The following is a 19043-nucleotide window of genomic DNA, read 5'->3' on the forward strand; positions in this document are numbered from 1 at the left end:
CGCCCCCCGGCGCCTTGCGGCCTATTCTGCACCGGTGCCCTCGGGCGTGCCATCGACCAGGCGGGCGCCTCGTCCCGCGTGGGCGACCCGGCTCAGACGGCGCGCAGGACCGCGACGACCTTCCCGAGGACGGTCGCATCGTCGCCGAGGATCGGCTCGAACGCGGAGTTGCGCGGCAGCAGCCACGTGTGGCCGTCGCGCTGGCGGAACGTCTTGACCGTCGCCTCGCCGTCGAGCATCGCCGCGACGATGTCGCCGTTGTCGGCGGTCGCCTGCGAGCGGACGACGACCCAGTCGCCGTCGCAGATGGCGGCGTCGATCATCGACTCGCCCGAGACCTTGAGCATGAACAGGTCGCCCTTGCCGACGAGCTGCCGGGGGAGGGGGAAGATCTCCTCGACCTGCTGATCGGCGGTGATCGGGACGCCGGCCGCGATGCGGCCGACGAGCGGCACGAGGGCGGCGTCCCCGACGGCGGGAGCCGTGTCGGCGGGGTTCTCGGCTGCGGCGCCCGGCAGGTCGATGAGCACCTCCATGGCGCGCGTCTTGCCCGCGTCACGGCGCAGGTAGCCGCTCAGCTCGAGCTGGTTGAGCTGGTGCGTGACGCTCGAGAGGGACTTCAGTCCGACCGCGTCGCCTATCTCGCGCATGCTGGGCGGATAGCCGTGGCGCGCGATGGAGCGCTGGATGACCTCGAGGATCGCGAGCTGCTTGTCGCTGAGGCTCTTGCGGCGCCGGGTCTGGGGCTTGTCGCGGCCCATCGCGTCGCTCATGTGCGGCTCCTGTCTCGCGTCTCGAAGGGCAGTCGTCTTCGAATGTCGGAGGCCCGTGGTGGGGTGGCTCCATCGAAACGGTATCCGGTCCTCGGCGTGGTGCGCAGCATTCGCAGCGCGTGTCGCGTTCGACGGTCCGGCTCCCTTATCGGTCCTTGACATCGGATTCTATCGAAGATAGCTTCGGAATACAGGTTCGGAACCGCCTCTCCCGGCCGAGAGGCGGATCCGAATCTCTTCTCACCAGGAGGACGCCATGAGCGCGATCGGCATCACGACCCCCGGCTTCGCGAGCCCCGTCGTTCCGCGGACGCGCCTCCGACTCACCACGCGCGGGCGCCGGCTCCTCGCCGCCGTCGCGGCGCTGCCGGCGATCATCGCCCTCAGCGCGGCGCTCATCGGCGGTACTTCGGCGGCGCTCGCGTCGCGTGCGGGCGGGGCTCCCGCGGCGACGTTCCAGACGATCACGGTCCAGGCGGGCGACTCGCTCTGGTCGATCGCCGAGGAGGTCGCGCCCGGCGCCGACCCGCGCGACGTCGTCGACGCGATCGTGAGTCTCAACGCCCTCGAGGGCGTGACCGTCTCGGCAGGCGAGCGGATCGCGATCCCGGCTGAGTACGCGCCCGGACGGTGATCCTCGCGAGCCGTACCATGGGAGGGGTGACCGCTCGCCTCGACCAGCTTCCGCTTCGCGACGACCTTCGGGGCAAGACGCCGTACGGCGCCCCCCAAGCACCTCTGCCCGTCGCTCTCAACGTCAACGAGAACACGCATCCCGTGCCGCAAGAGGTCGCGGACGACATCCTCGACTCCGTCGCGCGGGCGCTCCGCGACGTCAACCGCTACCCCGACCGCGAGTTCACGACGCTGCGCGAGGGCTTCGCCGACTACCTCGGGCATGGCCTCACGGCCGACCAGATCTGGGCGGCGAACGGCTCGAACGAAGTGCTCCAGCACATCCTGCAGGCCTTCGCCGGGCCGGGTCGCACGGCGTTCGGCTTCGCGCCGACGTACTCCATGTACCCCCTCCTCACGAGCGGGACGGGCGCCCGATGGGTCGCGGGCACCAGGGCGCACGACTACACGCTCGACCCCGACAGCGCCGCCGCGCAGGTCGCCGAGGCCCGGCCCGACGTCGTGTTCCTGTGCTCGCCGAACAACCCGACCGGGACGCCCCTGACGCTCGAGACCATCGAGGCCGTCTACGACGCGACCGACGGCATCGTCATCGTGGACGAGGCGTATCAGGAGTTCGCGCCGCGCGACGAGCGCTCCGCCCTGACGCTACTGCCCGACCGCGAGCGGCTCGTCGTCTCGCGCACCATGAGCAAGGCGTTCGCGTTCGCCGGCGCCCGCGTGGGCTACCTCGCCGCCGACCCCGCCCTGATCGACGCCCTCCGCCTCGTGCGGCTGCCGTACCACCTGAGCTCGCTCACCCAGGCGGCTGCCACGGCCGCGCTGCGGCACGCCCCGACGATGCTGCGCATGGTCGACGACATCGTCGAGCAGCGCGATCGCATCTCGGCGACGCTCGACGCGCTCGGCTACGAGCCGCTCGACTCCTGGGCGAACTTCGTCCTCTTCGGCGGCGTCGCCGATCCGGCCGCGACGTGGCAGGCGCTCTACGAGCGGGGCGTCCTCATCCGGGACGTCGGCATCCCGCACCACCTGCGCGTCTCGGCGGGCACGGAGGACGAGACGACCGCGTTCCTGGACGCCCTCGCCTCGATAGAATCAGCGGCATGACCGCACGCACCGCGACGCTCCGCCGCGCGACGAGCGAGTCCACCGTCGAGCTCGAGCTCGACCTCGACGGGACGGGCCGCAGCCACATCGACACGACGGTCCCGTTCTTCGACCACATGCTGACGGCGTTCGCGAAGCACTCGCTGACCGATCTGACCGTCCGCGCATCGGGCGACACCGACATCGACGCGCACCACACCGCCGAGGACGTGTCGATCGTCCTCGGCCAGGCGATCCGCCAGGCGCTCGGCGACAAGGCCGGCATCTCGCGCTACGGCGACGCCCTCGTCCCCCTGGACGAGGCTCTCGCGCAGGCGGTCGTCGACATCTCGGGACGCCCGTACCTCGTGCACTCCGGTGAGCCGGCCGGCTTCGAGCACCACCTCATCGGCGGGCACTTCACGGGCTCGCTCGTGCGCCACTGCTTCGAGGCGATCACGTTCAACGCGGGCCTGACGGTCCACGTGCGCGTCCTCGCGGGGCGCGACCCGCACCACATCGCCGAAGCCGAGTTCAAGGCCTTCGCGCGCGCCTTCCGCCAGGCGAAGACGCTCGATCCGCTCATCGAGGGCATCCCGAGCACGAAGGGCGCGCTGTGACGCGACCGCTCGTCGCGGTGCTCGATTACGGCTCGGGCAACGTGCACTCCGCCGTCAAGGCGCTCGACGCCGCGGGCGCCGACGCGCGCCTGACCTCCGACCGCGCGCTCATCCTCGACGCGGACGGCCTCGTCGTCCCGGGGGTGGGCGCGTTCCGGGCCGTCATGGAGGCGCTGCGCGCGAGCCGCGGCGAAGAGCTCATCGGCCGCCGCCTGGCCGGCGGCCGACCCGTGCTCGGCATCTGCGTCGGCATGCAGGTGCTCTTCGAGAGGGGCGTCGAGCGCGGCGTCGACACCGAGGGTCTGGGCGAGTGGCCCGGCACCGTCACCGAGCTCGATGCGCCGGTCCTCCCGCACATGGGCTGGAACACCGTCGAGGCGGGCGAGGGCTCCCGGCTCTTCGACGGCATCGAGCAGGAGCGCTTCTACTTCGTCCACTCGTTCGGGGCGCAGAAGTGGCAGCTGGACGTCCAGCCGCCCTTCCCCGAGCCGACCCTCACGTGGTGCTCGTACGGCGCGTCGCCCTTCCTCGCGGCGGTCGAGAACGGGCCCCTGTCCGCGACCCAGTTCCACCCCGAGAAGTCAGGGCAGGCCGGCATCCGGCTCCTGGCCAATTGGATCGAGGGCCTCGACAGGGGCTAACCTCTGAACTCGTGCCCTGCGCGGGAACCGTCCCGCGGCACGAACACGCACCGAGGATTCATGAACGACTTCGCCTCCCGGCCCGAACTGATCCTGCTCCCCGCGGTCGACGTCGCAGACGGCAAGGCCGTGCGACTCACCCAGGGTGAGGCCGGCACCGAGACGAGCTACGGCGACCCCGTCGACGCGGCGCTCGAGTGGGCCAAGCAGGGCGCGCAGTGGATCCACCTCGTGGACCTCGACGCCGCCTTCGGGCGCGGCAGCAATGCCGGCATCCTGCGCAAGGTCATCAAGCAGGTCAAGGGCGTGCAGGTAGAGCTGTCCGGCGGCATCCGCGACGACGCGACGCTCGAGGCCGCGCTCGAGTCGGGTGCCTCGCGGATCAACCTCGGCACCGCGGCGCTGGAGAACCCGGAGTGGGCCGCCGACGTCATCGGCCGCTACGGCGATGTCATCGCGGTCGGCCTCGACGTGCGCGGCACGACGCTCGCGGCACGTGGCTGGACGCGCGAGGGCGGCGACCTGTGGACGGTCCTGGACCGCCTCGAGGCGGCCGGCTGCAGCCGCTACGTCGTGACCGACGTCACGAAGGACGGCACGCTGCGCGGCCCGAACCTCGAGCTGCTGCGCGAGATCGCGGCGCGCACGCCGAAGCCCGTCGTCGCGTCAGGCGGCATCTCGAGCCTCGATGACATCGCGGCGCTGCGCGACCTCGTGCCGCTCGGCGTCGAAGGTGCCATCGTCGGTAAGGCGCTGTATGCGGGCGCGTTCACGCTCGCCGAGGCGCTGGATGTCGCCGGAGACTGATCCGCACGCCCACGGCGACCACCGCGCCGACTCGGCCGGAGTCCCCTGGGAGGGCCGGCGCTTCGAGGCGAACCCGCACTCGAGCGACGACGGCTCCGCCGATCCTCGGCTGCTGGCGGCACTGCTCGCGTTCCGCGAGGGCACGGGCGACCTCGTCGCGATCGTCGACGCCTACCGCTCGGCTCGCCTGCTCATCCCCCTCGTCGCCGAGAAGGGCGAGCACGGGGTCGGTCCGCACGGTCTCGTCGTCGACAAGACGCAGGAGCTCTCGATCGTCACGGTCGCCGCGCCCGACGGCCGCCGCGTGCTGCCCGTGTTCACGTCGGTCCAGGCCATGGGCAGGTGGGATGCCGCGGCCCGGCCGGTCCCCGCGGACGGCGTCCGCACGGCTCTGGCCGCGGCCGAAGACGACACCGACCTCATCGTGATCGATCCGGGCTCGGAGACCGAGCACGTGCTCCGCCGTCCCGCCGTGTGGGCCATCGCGCAGGGCCTGGACTGGGAGCCGAGCTTCGTCTCTCCCGAGGTCTTCGCGGGCCTCCAGGAGAGCATCGGCGGCGAGCTCGCCGTCCTCGACCTCGCGGTCGCGCCCGGCGATCCGACCGGCCGCCTGCGCGGCCCCGAGCTCGTCGTCCGCCTCGAGCTCATGCCGGGGCTCGACCAGGTCGAGCTCGACGCCGTCCTCGCGCGGCTCGCCAAGCGCTGGGCGGCCGACGACCGCATCGCCGTGCTGGTGGACTCGCTCACGGTCAAGCTCGCGCGCGGCTGACAGCATCCGTCGTCCCCGTGGCTCACGGCGGACCTCGAGCGGGCCGGGGCCCTTGCGGCGGCGCTCACCCGGGCGGAGGATCGCCTCGGCGATCGGCTCGGGGAGGTTCGCGATGGACGACGGCGCCACGCGCGATGATGCGCGACAGCACAACATGAGCCACGACTGGGCGCGGCACGACGCCGAGCCCCACCACGGCGAGGGAGCCGCCTCGGCGGACGGCGAGTACCGCCGGCCGCTGCACGCGGCGCATCGTCACGCCATGGCGTGGCTCGAATCGCTCGGCGAGCGGCCCGTCCGTCCTGAGATCGCTGCAGACGCGATGCTCGAGCGCCTGGACCAGGCCCTCCCCGACGAGGGCCGCGACGCGGCCGCCGTCGTCGACGAGCTCGTCGCGGCCGCCGAGCCTGGTCTGATGGCGATGGGCTCGCCGCGCTTCTACGGCCTCGTGATCGGCGGCGCCTACCCGGCGGCGCTCGCGGCCGACTGGCTCGTCTCCGCCTGGGACCAGAACACCGGGCCCCGTCAGCCGACGCCTGCGACCTCCGCCCTCGAAGAGACCGCAGGGCACTGGCTGCTCGACCTTTTGAATCTGCCGCGCGAGAGCGGCGTCGGCTTCGCGACCGGCGCGACGAGCGCAAATCTCGCATGTCTCCTCGCTGCGCGGGACGCCGTCCTCCGCGAGCGCGGAGTCGACCCCGCACTCGGCCTGCAGCGGGCCCCGCACGTCCGATTGTTCGCGGGGGATGCCGTGCACGCCTCGGTCGTGCTGGCGGGACGGATGTCGGGGCTCGGCGCACCTGTCACCGTCGGCGCCGACGAGCAGGGGCGCATCGACGTCGCAGGGCTCGCCCGGGCGCTGCATAGACACGGCGACGAGCCGGCGATCGTCGCTCTCCAGGCCGGCGATGTGCACTCGGGCGCATTCGACGACTTCGCTGCGGCGATCGAGGTCGCGCACCTCGCAGGCGCCTGGGTCCACGTCGACGGCGCCTTCGGGCTCTGGGCGGCCGCGAGCCCGCGCTTCCAGGATCTGATCGCCGGTCTCGCAGACGCGGATTCGTGGGCGACCGACGCACACAAGACCCTCAACGTCCCGTACGACTGCGGCGTCGCGATCGTGCGGGACGAGGCGGCGATGCGGGCGGCGCTCGGCGCGCGGGCAGCGTACCTGCCGTCCGTCGCGGGCGTGCCCGATCCGTTCGACCATGTGGTCGAGATGTCGCGCCGGGCGCGCGGCGTCCCCGTGTGGGCGGCGCTGTGGTCACTGGGCAGGAGCGGTGTCGCAGAACTCGTCGAGGGACTGGCGGATGCTGCCACCGCCCTCGCCGACGGCTTCCGGGCGATCCCGGGGATGAGCGTCCTCAACGACGTCGTGTTCACGCAGGTGTGCCTCGCGGCGCCCGACGATGATGCGACGGCGGCGCTGGGGGAGTGGCTCCGCGAGGAAGGCACGGTGTGGGCCTCGTCGTCGACGTGGCGCGGCCGGACCGTCGTGCGCTTCGCCGTGAGCAATCGCGGCACGGGATCCGAGGCCGTGCGCCGCACGGTCGACGCCGTCGCCCGCGGCGCCGCTGAGCTCGGCGTCCGGGGCTGACGGCAGCGCGGGGCCGCGGCATCCCGTCTCAGTCGGCGGGCCGGCCCCCGCTTCTCGTCCTCAGTCGACGGGCTGGAGCCGGCCGACGCTGTCCGTCGCTAGTTGACCGGGCCGGTCCACTTCTCGCCCGGGCCCCTGCCGATCGGGTCGGGGATGACGGACGCCTCGCGGAAGGCGAGCTGGAGCGACCGCAGGCCGTCGCGCAGCGAGCGGGCGTGCATGTCGCTGATCTCGGGGGCCCCCGCCGTGATGAGCCCGGCGAGCGCGTTGATGAGCTTGCGCGCCTCGTCGAGATCGGTCTGGTCCGCGGGGTCGTCCGCGAGGCCGACCTTCACGGCGGCGGCGCTCATGAGGTGCACGGCGGTCGTCGTGATGACCTCGACGGCGGGCACGTCCGCGATGTCGCGCGTGGCGGATGCCGCGGCCCGCTCCTGCTCCTCCCAGCGGGCCAGGCGCTCGGCGTCGGACGCCTCGTCTGTCGTGCCCGGATCGCCCTGGTCGCCTCGAATCGTGTCCACGCCGCTCTCTCTGCTAGACTATGGCGGGCTCCGGAGCGTTCTGCTCCGGAACGAAAGAGGATCACATCCCACCCGCGCTTGCCGCTCCAGGCTACCGGGTCACGCACTCCGCCCCGTCCGCTTGCGGCCGGGGTAGCCCGCGATGCGAAGCGTCGGACGGGTCAGGGTGCAGAAAGCCGGCGCTCCGCGTCGTGCGGGGTGGATTGCGATGCTCTTCCGCCCGCGACGCTCATCGTGTCGCGGTGGCCACCCACACGCACGAAAGAGGAGTTCCGCATCAGCGATCCCCGCACCAATGACCGCATCCGCGTCCCCGAGGTCCGCCTCGTCGGACCCGCGGGTGAGCAGGTCGGCGTCGTCCGCATCGAGGTGGCGCTGCGCCTCGCTCAGGAGGCAGATCTCGACCTGGTCGAGGTGGCCCCCAACTCGAAGCCTCCCGTCGTCAAGATCATGGACTACGGCAAGTTCAAGTACGAGGCTGCGCAGAAGGCCAAGGAGGCCCGACGCAACCAGGCGAACACGGTCCTCAAGGAGGTCCGCTTCCGTCTGAAGATCGAGGCCCACGACTACTTGACCAAGCTCAAGCGTGCAGAGGGCTTCCTCCAGTCGGGTGACAAGGTCAAGGCCATGATCCTGTTCCGCGGTCGCGAGCAGTCGCGTCCCGAGCAGGGCGTCCGCCTGCTCCGCAAGTTCGCGGAGGACGTGGCCGAGTTCGGGACGGTCGAATCGAACCCCACGATCGACGGCCGCAACATGGTCATGGTGATCGCACCGCACAAGAACAAGTCCGAGGTGAAGACCGAGCAGAACGCTCAGCGCGCCGCCAACAAGGAGGCGGCTCGCTCCGCCCGCAGCGGCGGCACCCCGGCACCGGCCGACTCGGCACCCGCCGAGTAGCGCCCCACAGACTCCCGCTGAGGCGGGACACCGGCTCCCGCCTGGGCGGGAAACACAACGAAGGAAGAAAGATGCCGAAGCAGAAGACCCACTCGGGTGCCAAGAAGCGCTTCAAGGTGACCGGCACCGGCAAGCTCAAGAAGCAGCAGGCCAACCTGCGCCACAACTTCGAGGGCAAGCCCACCAAGCGCACGCGCCGCCTGTCCGCGGACAAGATCCTCGCCCCGGGTGACGCCAAGGTCGCCAAGAAGCTCCTCGGCATCTGAGCGCCGACGCAGGAATAGGAACCAAACGAAATGGCTAGAGTCAAGCGGGCCGTCAACGCCCACAAGAAGCGTCGCGTCATCCTCGAGCGCGCCTCCGGTTACCGGGGTCAGCGTTCGCGCCTGTACCGCAAGGCGAAGGAGCAGGTCACCCACTCGCTCGTCTACGCGTACCGCGACCGTCGCAAGCGCAAGGGCGACTTCCGCCGCCTGTGGATCCAGCGCATCAACGCCGCTGCCCGCCAGAACGGCATCACGTACAACCGCTTCATCCAGGGCCTCGGCCTCGCGGGTGTGCAGGTCGACCGCCGCATGCTCGCCGAGCTCGCGGTGAACGAGCCCACCGTGTTCGCCTCGCTCGTCGAGACGGCCAAGAAGGCACTGCCCGAGAACGTCAACGCGCCCAAGTCGGCGTAAGCGACCGCTTCGGTTTCGAAAGGGCGTCCTCCCGCGGGAGGGCGCCCTTTCGCATGCCCGGTTTCCGGGGAATGGGATGCCGCGGCCCCTATGCTGATGACGTGCTCGAGAATCCGCGATCGCCGCGTGTCCGCGCCGTCGCGAAGCTCGTCAAGCGCAGCGCGCGCGAGGAGACGGGGCTCTTCCTCGCGGAGGGTCCGCAGGCCGCGCGCGAGATCCTCGCCTACCGCCCAGAGACCGTGGTCGAGATGTTCGCGACCCCCACGGCGATGGAGCGGCACATCGACATCCGCGACGCGGCCCGCGACGCCGGAGTCGAGGTCGTCTTCACGACCGAGGCGGTCCTCGACGCGATGGCCGACACCGTCACGCCCCAGGGGATCGTCGCGGTCGCGCGGCAGTCCCCCACCTCGATGCGCGATGTCTTCGCAGCCTCGCCCCGGCTCGTCGCGATCTGCGAGGAGGTGCGCGATCCGGGGAACCTGGGCACGATCATCCGCGCCGCCGACGCCGCGGGCGCCGATGCCGTGGTTCTGACCGGACGCACCGTCGACCCGTACAACCCCAAGGTCGTCCGCGCGACCACGGGGTCGCTCTTCCACCTGCCCGTCGCCGTCGGCGTGGACCTCGCTTCGACCGTCGAGCGCGCGCACACCGCGGGGCTGCGGGTCATCGCCGCAGACGTCGGCGGAGGCGACTTCCTCGACCATCGTGCGCTCCTCGCCGAGCCCACGGCATGGCTCTTCGGGAACGAGGCGCGCGGCCTCGACGAGGAGGCTCTCACCCACGCCGATCTCTCGCTTCGCCTGCCGATCTACGGGGCGGCCGAGTCGCTGAATCTCGCGACCGCGGCGAGCGTATGCCTCTACGAGACGGCCTTCGCACAGCGCGCGCGCTGATGAGGGGACTCTGTTACAGGTAGGTAAAGGTCCGCGCAAGGCCTGGCCGCGCGAGCGGCACCCTCCTATCGTGCGGTTATGGCGACACTCGACGGCCCCGCTCCCAAGACGTCGAACATCAGCGTGCGGCGCGGCGATCCACTCGTGGTCATCAGCGACCTGCAGAAGCACTACGGCGACTTCCAGGCGCTGAAGGACATCGACCTCACGGTCAACCGCGGCGAGGTGGTCGTCGTCATCGGGCCCTCGGGCTCGGGCAAGTCCACCCTGTGCCGCACGATCAACCGGCTCGAGACGATCACGAGCGGCACGATCACGATCGACGGCAAGGATCTCCCGCAGGAAGGGAAGGACCTCGCCCAGCTGCGCGCGGACGTCGGGATGGTGTTCCAGTCCTTCAACCTGTTCGCGCACCTCACGATCCTGGACAACGTCACGCTCGGTCCCATGAAGGTCCGCAAGATGAAGAAGGCGGATGCCGAGGCTCAGGCCCGCAAGCTGCTCGAGCGCGTCGGCGTCGCGCAGCAGGCGAACAAGCTCCCCGCCCAGCTCTCCGGTGGCCAGCAGCAGCGCGTCGCGATCGCGCGGGCCCTCGCGATGAACCCCAAGGTCATGCTGTTCGACGAGCCGACGAGCGCCCTGGATCCCGAGATGATCAACGAGGTCCTCGACGTCATGGTCAGCCTCGCGCAGGAGGGGATGACGATGGTCGTCGTCACCCATGAGATGGGCTTCGCGCGCAAGGCCGCCGACCGCGTCGTCTTCATGGCCGACGGGCAGATCGTCGAGGAGGCCACGCCCGAGCAGTTCTTCACCAACCCGCAGTCCGAGCGCGCCAAGGACTTCCTCTCGAAGCTCCTGACGCATTGACCACCCCCGCCGCGAGAAAGGACACACCCCGCACCACAGCGATGCATCCGGACGGGCCCGAACGTCGGATACGGAACCAGCACCCACATGCGCTACCAAGGAGGACACATGCGAAAGTCACGGATCATCATGGGTCTCGGCATTGCGGCCGCGGCTCTTCTCACACTCACGGCGTGCAACAGCGGCACGCCGGGGGGCTCACCCACGGAGGACAGCGGAAGCGGCGAGGACGACGGCACGTGGTTCACCGTCGCCGAGGGCGTCTCGCTCGAGGGGAGCCCCACCTTCGATGCCATCTCCGAGCGTGGGACCGTCAACATCGGCGTCAAGGAGGATCAGCCGGGTCTCGGCTACCTCGACCCGACGACGGGTGACCGCACGGGCTTCGACGTCGATGTCGCCCGCTGGATCGCGGCATCCCTCGGCTACGACGAGGACCAGCTCAGCTTCACGGCGATCCCGTCGGCCAACCGCGAGCAGGCGATCATCAACGGGGACGTCGACTACTACGTGGGCACGTACTCGATCACCGACGACCGCAAGGAGCAGATCTCCTTCGCAGGGCCGTACTTCGTCACGGGCCAGGGCCTGCTCGTCGCCGCCGACAACGACGACATCGACGGGCCGGACGACCTCGCCGGCAAGAACGTCTGCTCCGTGACCGGGTCGACCTCGATCCAGCGGATCAAGGACGAGTACCCGGATGCCGACACCACCGAGTTCGACGGCTACTCGCAGTGCGTCGAGCAGCTCAAGAACGACCAGGTCGACGCCGTGACGACCGACGAGGCGATCCTCATCGGCTTTGCGGCGCAGGACCCCGACAACCTCAAGGTCGTCGGCGACGTCTTCAGCGAGGAGCGCTACGGCGTCGGCCTCGCCAAGGGCGACACCGTCCTCCAGGAGCACATCAACACGCTGTTCACCGACGGCGGAGACATCTGGCAGGCGATCTTCGACAAGAACCTCGGTCCCGCCGGGGTCGAGGGCGACCAGCCCGACGTCGACCCGGTCAGCTGATCGGCAGGGGCGGCGCCGTACCCGGCGCCGCCCCTTCCCGAGCGCGAGCAGAAGGAGGATGCCCCGGTGAACCAGATCACCGACTATCCCGACCTGTGGGTCGCGGCGCTGTGGGGCACGCTCGTGCTCTTCTTCGCGGGCGGCGCGATCGCGCTCGTCCTCGGCGTCCTCGTGGGTGCCATGCGGGTCTCGCCCATCCCCGTCGCACGCGCAGTCGGCACCGTCTACGTCAACTGGATCCGCAACACGCCGCTCACGCTCGTGATGTTCTTCTTCGCGTTCTGCGTGCCGCTGCTGCTGCCGGGACGCGCGAACTTCCTCATCCTGGCGATCTGGGCGCTGGGCATCTACACCGCGACCTACGTCGCCGAGACGATCCGCTCCGGCATCAACACGGTGCCCGTAGGCCAGGCGGAGGCGGCGCGTGCGCTGGGCCTCACCTTCGGCCAGGTCATGTCGCTCGTCGTGCTTCCGCAGGCCGCGCGCTCCGTCATCCCGCCGATGATGAGCGTCTTCATCGCGCTGCTGAAGAACACGACCGTCGCTGCGGGCTTCTCGGTCGTCAACCTCGGCAACATCCGCGCCGAGATGAGCGAGAACGGCGAGAACCAGCTCGTGACGATCCTCTGGGTCATGGTCGCGTTCGTCCTCATGGTGTTCCTGCTCGCCTGGGTCCAGCGACTGCTCGAGAACCGGTGGAGGATCGCGCGATGAGTTCCGTTCTCTACGATGTGCCGGGGCCCCGGGCGGTCGTCCGCAACCGGATCCTCGGCATCCTGACGGTCCTCGTCGTCCTGATCCTGGTGGGCTTCATCCTGTGGCGCTTCTGGGTGACCGGCCAGTTCAGCGCCGAGAAGTGGTACGCCTTCACATTCACGCGCGTCTGGGAGCAGTTCGGCCTCGCGACGCTGCGCACGCTCGCGGCGTTCGCCGTCGCGGCCGTGGGGGCCCTCGCGCTCGGCTTCGTCCTGGCGATCGGCCGGCTCTCGGACCACGCGTGGGTCCGGATGCCGATCACGGGCGTGACAGAGGTCTTCCGGGCGATCCCGGTCCTCATCTTCATGATCTTCCTGTACTACGGACTGCCCGTCATCGGGATCAAGATGCCGACCTACTGGGCCGTCGTCATCGCGCTCGTCGCGTACAACGGCTCGGTCCTGGCGGAGGTCATCCGCGCCGGCGTCGAGTCGCTGCCGCGCGGTCAGCGCGAGGCGGGCTTCGCGATCGGGCTGCGCAAGGCGGGGGTCATGCGCCTCATCCTGCTGCCGCAGGCGATCCGGGCCATGATGCCGGTCATCATCTCGCAGCTCGTCGTATGCCTGAAGGACACGGCGCTGGGCTTCATCATCACGTACCCCGAGCTGCTCTACTTCGCGCGACTGCTCGGATCCAACGCGGTGCTCGGCTCGCCCCTCATCCCGGCAGCGCTCGTCGCAGGCGCGATCTACGTCGCGCTCTGCCTCGCGCTGTCCTACGTCGCGTACGTCGTCGAGCGGCGGCTGCGGCGCTCGCCGAAGGCGGTCGCGGTCGCCGGTGCGGAGCAGCCTGCAGGCGAGATCACCGACACCGAGCTCATCGCGCTGCAGAAGGGTGCGGGCAAGCACGACCCCGGCTCCGGCACGGGGTAGGCATCGGGGTAGCACCGGCGGGCCGGGCCCGCCGTCGCCCGCCGGTAGACTCGATGCTCGTGTCTGACGTTCCCGAGATCACGCCCGAGGCGGTGCAGGATGCTGTCGCGGCGGCGCTCGCGGCGACCGCCGGTGCCGTCACGACGGCCGACCTGAAGGCTGTGCGCAGCGCGCACAGCGCTGAGGGCTCGCCGCTCGCGAAGCTCAACGCGCGACTGCGCGATGTCGCACCCGACCGGAAGGCCGAGTTCGGCAAGCTCATCGGTCAGGCCCGCGGGCAGGTCGCGCAGGCGCTCGCCGCACGCGAAGCCGAGGTCGCCGAGGCCGAGACGGCCGCGCGCCTGGAGTCGGAGCGCGTCGACATCACGGCGCTCGCGCAGCGCGCGCGTGTGGGGGCGCGGCATCCCATCTCGCTCCTGCAGGAACAGGTCGCCGACATCTTCGTCGGCATGGGGTGGGAGATCGCCGAGGGGCCCGAGCTCGAGCACGAGTGGTTCAACTTCGACGCCCTCAACTTCGACGAGGACCACCCGGCGCGCCAGATGCAGGACACGTTCTTCGTCGACCCGGTCGACCGCCACCTCGTCATGCGCACGCACACGAGCCCCGTCCAGGTGCGCTCGATGCTCGAGCGCGACCTGCCGCTGTACGCCCTGTGCCCGGGCCGCGTGTACCGGACGGACGAGTTCGACGCGACCCACCTGCCCGTCTTCACGCAGTTCGAGGGCATCGTCGTCGACAAGGGCATCACGATGGCGCACCTCAAGGGCACGCTCGACCACGCCGCGAAGGTGCTGTTCGGGCCCGAGGCCAAGACGCGCTTCCGCGCCAACTTCTTCCCCTTCACGGAGCCGTCCGCCGAGCTCGACCTGTGGCACCCCACCTTCAAGGGGGGCGCTCGCTGGATCGAGTGGGGCGGCTGCGGAATGATCAATCCCAACGTCCTGCGCGCCGCCGGCATCGACCCTGAGGAGTACTCGGGCTTCGCCTTCGGCATGGGCATCGAGCGGACCCTCATGTTCCGCTCCGACGTGCAGGACATGCGCGACATGGCCGAGGGCGATGTCCGCTTCAGCGAGCAGTTCGGAATGGTGGTCTGATGCGCGTCCCGCTCTCCTGGCTGCGCGAGTTCGTCGACGTCCCCGCGGATGCTGCGCCCGAGGACGTCCTCGCCGCACTCGTCTCCGTCGGGTTCGAGGAGGAGGACGTCCACCGCTTCGACCTGCAGGGTCCCATCGTCGTGGGCGAGGTCCTCGAGTTCGTCGAGGAGCCGCAGTCCAACGGCAAGACGATCCGCTGGTGCCAGGTCCGCGTCGCGCCCGACGGCGCGACGGCGGCCGACGGCGGCCCCGCAGTCCATGGCGTGGTGTGCGGTGCGCGCAACTTCTTCGTCGGCGACAAGGTCGTGGTGACGCTTCCCGGCGCAGTCCTCCCGGGTCCGTTCCCCATCGCGGCGCGCAAGACGTACGGCCACGTCTCCGACGGCATGATCGCGTCGGCGCGCGAGCTGGGCCTGGGCGACGAGCACTCCGGCATCCTCCGCCTCGTCGAGCTCGGCATCGACGCGCCGGTCGGCACCGACGCCATCGCGCTCCTCGGCCTCGACGACATCGCGGTCGACATCAACGTGACGCCCGACCGCGGGTACGCGCTGTCGATCCGCGGTGTCGCACGCGAGTACTCGCACGCGACGGGCGCCGCCTTCCGCGACCCCGGACTGCGCGTGTGGGGCGAACTGCAGCAGCCGACCGAGGGCTTCCCGGTGGCCGTGCAGGACGAGGCCCCCATCCGCGGCCGGGTCGGAGCGTCCGAGTTCGCCGTGCGCGTCGTGCGCGACGTCGATCCGACCAAGCCGACGCCCGCCTGGATGATCTCGCGCCTCGCGCTCGCCGGTATCCGCTCGCTCGGCGTGCTCATCGACATCACGAACTACGTCATGGTCGAGCTCGGCCAGCCCATCCACGGCTACGACCTCGACAAGCTGCAGGGCGGCATCACGGTGCGCCGCGCCGCGGCCGGCGAGAAGCTCGAGACGCTCGACGGCAAGGTGCGCACGCTGCACGCCGAGGACCTCCTGATCACCGACGAATCCGGGCCCATCGGCCTGGCCGGCGTCATGGGCGGCGGCACGACCGAGATGGGTCCTGAGACGCGCAACGTGCTGATCGAGGCCGCGACCTTCGACACCGTGTCGATCGCACGCACGGCTCGCCGGCACAAGCTGCCGAGCGAGGCGTCGCGTCGATTCGAGCGCGGCGTCGACCCGCTCATCCCGTTCGTCGCGGCGCGACGCGTCGCGGACCTCATGGTCGAGTACGCCGGCGGCACCCTCGACACCGCCGTGGGCGGCGCGCTCTTCACGACGGTCGTGCAGGACGCCATCACGCTCCCCAAGCCCTTCACGTCGGGCCTGATCGGCGTCGACTACGCCCCCGACGAGATCGTCTCGGCTCTCGAGAAGATCGGATGCCGCGTCGACGACGCCTCGGACGCCTGGCAGGTGACTCCGCCGTCGTGGCGCCCCGACCTCACCGACAAGTGGACACTCGCGGAGGAGGTTGCCCGCATCGAGGGGTATGACCGCATCCCTTCGGTGCTGCCGCTGCCGCCGTCGGGCCGCGGCCTGACGCTCGCGCAGCAGGGCCGGCGACGCGTCGCGAACGCGCTGGCCGCCGCGGGCTTCGTCGAGACGCCGTCGTTCGGCTTCACGACGGAGGACCAGAACGACCTCCACGGTTCGCCGTCGGGCGAGCACCTGCCGAGCGTCAAGCTCGCCAACCCGCTGGACGGGCAGGCGCCTTTCCTGCGTCGCACGCTCATCCCCGGCCTCCTGCAGGTGGCTCACCGCAACCTGTCGCGCGGGCTCACCGACCTCGCCCTCTACGAGTCGGGCAGCGTCTTCCTCCCCGAGCCCGGCGTGCAGTACGGGACGGCGTCCGTGCCGCCGCTCGCGGTGCGACCGGATGCCGCGACCCTCGCCGCGCTCGACGCCTCCATTCCGCCGCAGCACCGGCACCTCGCCATCCTCGTGACCGGCAACGCCGTCGCCAAGCAGCCGGGCCAGGCGCCCGTGGCCGCGGATCTCGTCGACGCGCTCGACGCAGTCCGGACGGTCGCGGCCGCGGCCGGGGTCGCGATCGACGTCGCGCAGGGCCGCCGTGCCGCGCTGCACCCGGGCCGCACGGGAGTGCTCTCCGTCGCCGGCACCGAGGTGGGCTATGTCGGCGAGGTGCTGCCGGCGGTGGCCGAGGCATCCGATCTTCCCGGTCGTGTCTTCGTCGCCGAGCTCGACCTCGACCTGGTCCTCTCGCTCGCGGGCGAGAAGGTGGTCGCCGCGTCGCTCTCGACGTTCCCCGCCGCGACGCAGGACGTGTCGCTCGTCCTGAGCGCCGACGTGCCGGCGGCCGCCGTGCGCGCCGCGCTCGTGGAGGGCTCGGGCGAGCTGCTCGAGTCGGCGCGGCTCGTGGACGACTACCGCGGCCAGGGGGTGCCCGAGGGGTCGAAGAGCCTCACGTTCGCGCTCCGGTTCCGCGCCCCCGACCGCACCCTGACGGCGGCCGAGGCGACCGAGGCGAAGCTCGCGGGCGTCGCCGCGGCGTCCGAGCGCTTCGCCGCGACGCTTCGCGAGTAGCCCCCGGATCTCAGTTGTCGCGGATCCACGCCATTCGGCTGGACGTCGTGGATCCGCGCCAACCGGATCGCACGCGGCGTAGGTTGGGAACCCCGACCTGAGGAGTCCCGTGGCCGAGACGATCCAGCTGACCGCGCCCGATGGCGCCGCCTTCGACGTGTTCGTCGCGCGGCCGCAGGGGGAGCCCGTCGGCGGGCTCATCCTCATCCACGAGATCTGGGGGCTCGTCGACCACATCCGCGACGTCGCCGAGCGCTTCGCGGAGGAGGGGTGGCTCGTCGCGGCGCCCGACATCCTGAGTCATGCGGGAGTCGCGCCCGCCCTGGGTGCCGAGCTGTTCGGGCTCCTCAATGATCCCGACGAGTCCGTGCGCACGGCGGCGCAGCCACGTCTGCGCGACGCGCTGTCGCAGATGCGCGCCCCCGAGTACGGCGCGTGGGCGGTCGGGGCTCTCCGCGCCGTCGTCGACCGGCTGGATGCTGAGCCCGGCGTCGACGGGAGGATCGCGGTCACGGGCTTCTGCTTCGGCGGCACCTACGCCTTCGCCCTCGCGGCGGCGGATGACCGCATCCGCGCCGCCGTGCCCTTCTACGGCACGGCGCCCGCGCCCGAGCGGATCGCGGACATCGCGGCGCCCGTCCTCGCGCTGTACGGCGAGCGCGACCCGTCGCTGATCGACGCGCTCCCGGGCGTGCGCCACGCGATGGCGGATGCCGGCGTCGACTTCGAGGCGGTCGTCTACCCGGGCGCCGAGCACGCCTTCTTCAACGACACGGGCCGCCGCTACAGTGCGGCCCACTCCGCCGAGGCGTGGTCGCGCGTGCTCGAGTTCCTCGACGACAAGGTCGCGAACGAGTGACCTCCGTCCTCGTCCTCGGCGGCACGGGCTGGCTCAGCGGCCACGTCGCGCGCCGCTGGATCGCCGACGGCGCCGACGTCACCTGCCTCGCACGCGGCGGACGCCCGGCACCCGAGGGTGCGCGGCTCGTCGTGGCGGACCGCGGTGAGCCCGATGCGTACTCGGCCGTCGCAGGGCAGCCGTGGGACGAGGTCGTGGACATCTCGTCCGACGTCGGGTTCGTCGCATCCGCGGTCGCCGAGCTCGCCGACAGCGCCGAGCACTGGACGTACGTCTCGAGCCTCTCCGTCTACGCCGACAGCGACGTCGAGGGCGTCGATGAGTCGGGCGCGCTCCTCGAGCCCGCGCGGGCGGGGGACGAGTACGACTACGGCCGCGCGAAGGTCGCGGCCGAGGCATCCGCCCGCTCCGCTCTCACCGACCGCGCCGCGATCGTCCGGCCGGGACTCATCGTCGGGCCCGGCGATCCGTCGGATCGCTTCGGCTACTGGGTCTCGCGGTTCGCGCTCGCGGGGGATGAGCCCGTGCTCGCTCCCGAGACACTCGGGCGCAGCGCGCAGATCATCGACGTGCGCGATCTCGCGGCCTTCCTCGTCGGCCTCGCCGCCGACCGCTGGACCGGCATCGCCAACGCGATCGGCGACCCGCTGCCGCTGGCCGATGTGCTCGACGACGCGCGCGCCGCGGCGGCCCACACAGGCGACCTCGTCGCCGCCGACGACGCGTGGCTCCTGGCCCACGACGTGCGGCATTGGATGGGCCCGCGGTCCCTGCCGCTGTGGCTGCCGCCCGACATGCACGGCTTCTCGACGCGCTCCAACGCCGTGTACCGCAACGCCGGCGGCGCCTTCCGTCCCCTCGCCGAGACGCTGCGGGACACGCTGGCCGACGAGCGCGAGCGCGGACTCGACCGCGAGCGTCGATCGGGCCTGTCTCGGGACGAGGAGCTCGCGGTCCTCGCCGACCTTCTGTGACGACCGATTTGCGGATGCCGCGTCCCCGCGGCTATCGTCGGCGCATGCCTTCGGCGACCCAGGGATACGAGACGCTCGCTTCGAGCGTCGCTCCCGCGCGCCGACGCCGTCTGGGCGAGCGCCGAGTCTAGGCGA

General features: G+C 71.1%; 21 protein-coding genes. 19 read left to right on the top strand and 2 right to left on the bottom strand.

All coding sequences use genetic code 11. The features are described from left to right. Positions 1-92: 92 nt before the first annotated feature. The gene (lexA, locus tag ABZ477_RS18215; protein ID WP_360136082.1) at positions 93-773 is read right to left on the bottom strand and encodes a transcriptional repressor LexA; all 681 of its coding nucleotides are present in this window, start codon (positions 771-773) and stop codon (positions 93-95) included. A 256-nt stretch (positions 774-1029) separates the two neighbouring features. Here lexA and ABZ477_RS18220 point away from each other — a divergent pair, with 256 nt between their 5' ends. The 7 genes from ABZ477_RS18220 (at position 1030) to ABZ477_RS18250 (ending at position 6932) form a co-directional block, all read left to right on the top strand. Then, positions 1030-1407 carry a LysM peptidoglycan-binding domain-containing protein gene (locus ABZ477_RS18220; protein WP_360136084.1) on the top strand — a complete coding sequence of 126 codons (378 nt, stop codon included), beginning with the start codon at positions 1030-1032 and terminating at the stop codon, positions 1405-1407. A 17-nt stretch (positions 1408-1424) separates the two neighbouring features. Further along, positions 1425-2519 carry a histidinol-phosphate transaminase gene (locus tag ABZ477_RS18225; RefSeq protein ID WP_360136086.1) on the top strand — a complete coding sequence of 365 codons (1095 nt, stop codon included), beginning with the start codon at positions 1425-1427 and terminating at the stop codon, positions 2517-2519. After that, complete coding sequence (hisB, locus tag ABZ477_RS18230; protein ID WP_360136088.1) at positions 2516-3118, top strand: imidazoleglycerol-phosphate dehydratase HisB; 603 nt, start codon at positions 2516-2518, stop codon at positions 3116-3118. The genes ABZ477_RS18225 and hisB overlap by 4 nt, the downstream gene beginning before the upstream one ends. Next, entirely contained in the window at positions 3115-3759 is a 645-nt protein-coding gene (hisH, locus tag ABZ477_RS18235) for an imidazole glycerol phosphate synthase subunit HisH (RefSeq protein ID WP_360136090.1), read from the top strand. The genes hisB and hisH overlap by 4 nt, the downstream gene beginning before the upstream one ends. A gap of 60 nt (positions 3760-3819) precedes the next feature. Next, a complete protein-coding gene (gene priA, locus ABZ477_RS18240) occupies positions 3820-4566 on the top strand; it encodes a bifunctional 1-(5-phosphoribosyl)-5-((5-phosphoribosylamino)methylideneamino)imidazole-4-carboxamide isomerase/phosphoribosylanthranilate isomerase PriA (RefSeq protein ID WP_360136092.1) in 747 nt (248 codons plus the stop codon). Further along, positions 4550-5335 (top strand): SseB family protein, encoded by a 786-nt coding sequence (locus tag ABZ477_RS18245; RefSeq protein WP_360136094.1) that lies wholly within the window; start codon positions 4550-4552, stop codon positions 5333-5335. Before priA ends, ABZ477_RS18245 begins: the two co-directional genes overlap by 17 nt. A gap of 112 nt (positions 5336-5447) precedes the next feature. Further along, entirely contained in the window at positions 5448-6932 is a 1485-nt protein-coding gene (locus ABZ477_RS18250; protein ID WP_360136096.1) for an aminotransferase class V-fold PLP-dependent enzyme, read from the top strand. Positions 6933-7030: 98 nt separating this feature from the next. Here the strand turns inward: ABZ477_RS18250 and ABZ477_RS18255 are convergent, their stop codons facing one another. After that, entirely contained in the window at positions 7031-7450 is a 420-nt protein-coding gene (locus ABZ477_RS18255) for a DUF1844 domain-containing protein (protein ID WP_360136098.1), read from the bottom strand. Between the two features lie 234 nt (positions 7451-7684). Between ABZ477_RS18255 and infC the strand changes: the two genes are divergently transcribed. The 12 genes from infC (at position 7685) to ABZ477_RS18315 (ending at position 18908) form a co-directional block, all read left to right on the top strand. Beyond that, on the top strand, positions 7685-8347 hold the full coding sequence (gene infC / locus ABZ477_RS18260) for a translation initiation factor IF-3 (RefSeq protein ID WP_360136100.1): 663 nt from the start codon (positions 7685-7687) through the stop codon (positions 8345-8347). A 71-nt stretch (positions 8348-8418) separates the two neighbouring features. Then, positions 8419-8613, top strand: coding sequence for a 50S ribosomal protein L35 (gene rpmI, locus ABZ477_RS18265; RefSeq protein ID WP_121057793.1), 195 nt, complete (start codon positions 8419-8421; stop codon positions 8611-8613). A gap of 30 nt (positions 8614-8643) precedes the next feature. Next, the gene (gene rplT, locus ABZ477_RS18270; RefSeq protein ID WP_360136102.1) at positions 8644-9027 is read left to right on the top strand and encodes a 50S ribosomal protein L20; all 384 of its coding nucleotides are present in this window, start codon (positions 8644-8646) and stop codon (positions 9025-9027) included. 101 nt (positions 9028-9128) lie between these two features. After that, positions 9129-9926, top strand: a complete 798-nt coding sequence (locus ABZ477_RS18275; RefSeq protein WP_360136104.1) for an RNA methyltransferase — start codon at positions 9129-9131, stop codon at positions 9924-9926. Between the two features lie 78 nt (positions 9927-10004). Beyond that, a complete protein-coding gene (locus ABZ477_RS18280) occupies positions 10005-10796 on the top strand; it encodes an amino acid ABC transporter ATP-binding protein (protein WP_360136106.1) in 792 nt (263 codons plus the stop codon). Between the two features lie 108 nt (positions 10797-10904). Then, complete coding sequence (locus ABZ477_RS18285) at positions 10905-11816, top strand: glutamate ABC transporter substrate-binding protein (protein ID WP_360136108.1); 912 nt, start codon at positions 10905-10907, stop codon at positions 11814-11816. Between the two features lie 66 nt (positions 11817-11882). After that, positions 11883-12530, top strand: coding sequence for an amino acid ABC transporter permease (locus ABZ477_RS18290; protein ID WP_360136110.1), 648 nt, complete (start codon positions 11883-11885; stop codon positions 12528-12530). Next, positions 12527-13444 (top strand): amino acid ABC transporter permease, encoded by a 918-nt coding sequence (locus ABZ477_RS18295; protein WP_360136112.1) that lies wholly within the window; start codon positions 12527-12529, stop codon positions 13442-13444. The genes ABZ477_RS18290 and ABZ477_RS18295 overlap by 4 nt, the downstream gene beginning before the upstream one ends. A gap of 59 nt (positions 13445-13503) precedes the next feature. Next, complete coding sequence (gene pheS / locus ABZ477_RS18300; protein WP_360136114.1) at positions 13504-14544, top strand: phenylalanine--tRNA ligase subunit alpha; 1041 nt, start codon at positions 13504-13506, stop codon at positions 14542-14544. Beyond that, the gene (gene pheT, locus ABZ477_RS18305) at positions 14544-17075 is read left to right on the top strand and encodes a phenylalanine--tRNA ligase subunit beta (RefSeq protein ID WP_360136116.1); all 2532 of its coding nucleotides are present in this window, start codon (positions 14544-14546) and stop codon (positions 17073-17075) included. The genes pheS and pheT overlap by 1 nt, the downstream gene beginning before the upstream one ends. A gap of 109 nt (positions 17076-17184) precedes the next feature. Beyond that, a complete protein-coding gene (locus tag ABZ477_RS18310) occupies positions 17185-17934 on the top strand; it encodes a dienelactone hydrolase family protein (RefSeq protein ID WP_360136118.1) in 750 nt (249 codons plus the stop codon). Further along, a complete protein-coding gene (locus ABZ477_RS18315; RefSeq protein WP_360136120.1) occupies positions 17931-18908 on the top strand; it encodes an NAD-dependent epimerase/dehydratase family protein in 978 nt (325 codons plus the stop codon). The genes ABZ477_RS18310 and ABZ477_RS18315 overlap by 4 nt, the downstream gene beginning before the upstream one ends. Positions 18909-19043 lie beyond the last annotated feature (135 nt).

This window comes from Microbacterium sp. NPDC019599 (genome assembly GCF_040632175.1).
GTDB lineage: Bacteria > Actinomycetota > Actinomycetes > Actinomycetales > Microbacteriaceae > Microbacterium.

Coding starts and splice junctions, on each gene's coding strand:
- ABZ477_RS18225 (WP_360136086.1), top strand. CDS start 1,425: ATGGGAGGGGTGACCGCTCGCCTCGACCAGCTTCCGCTTCGCGACGAC.
- ABZ477_RS18220 (WP_360136084.1), top strand. CDS start 1,030: ATGAGCGCGATCGGCATCACGACCCCCGGCTTCGCGAGCCCCGTCGTT.
- ABZ477_RS18285 (WP_360136108.1), top strand. CDS start 10,905: ATGCGAAAGTCACGGATCATCATGGGTCTCGGCATTGCGGCCGCGGCT.
- rpmI (WP_121057793.1), top strand. CDS start 8,419: ATGCCGAAGCAGAAGACCCACTCGGGTGCCAAGAAGCGCTTCAAGGTG.
- rplT (WP_360136102.1), top strand. CDS start 8,644: ATGGCTAGAGTCAAGCGGGCCGTCAACGCCCACAAGAAGCGTCGCGTC.
- ABZ477_RS18250 (WP_360136096.1), top strand. CDS start 5,448: ATGGACGACGGCGCCACGCGCGATGATGCGCGACAGCACAACATGAGC.
- ABZ477_RS18280 (WP_360136106.1), top strand. CDS start 10,005: ATGGCGACACTCGACGGCCCCGCTCCCAAGACGTCGAACATCAGCGTG.
- hisB (WP_360136088.1), top strand. CDS start 2,516: ATGACCGCACGCACCGCGACGCTCCGCCGCGCGACGAGCGAGTCCACC.
- pheT (WP_360136116.1), top strand. CDS start 14,544: ATGCGCGTCCCGCTCTCCTGGCTGCGCGAGTTCGTCGACGTCCCCGCG.
- priA (WP_360136092.1), top strand. CDS start 3,820: ATGAACGACTTCGCCTCCCGGCCCGAACTGATCCTGCTCCCCGCGGTC.
- lexA (WP_360136082.1), bottom strand. CDS start 773: ATGAGCGACGCGATGGGCCGCGACAAGCCCCAGACCCGGCGCCGCAAG.
- ABZ477_RS18295 (WP_360136112.1), top strand. CDS start 12,527: ATGAGTTCCGTTCTCTACGATGTGCCGGGGCCCCGGGCGGTCGTCCGC.
- ABZ477_RS18245 (WP_360136094.1), top strand. CDS start 4,550: ATGTCGCCGGAGACTGATCCGCACGCCCACGGCGACCACCGCGCCGAC.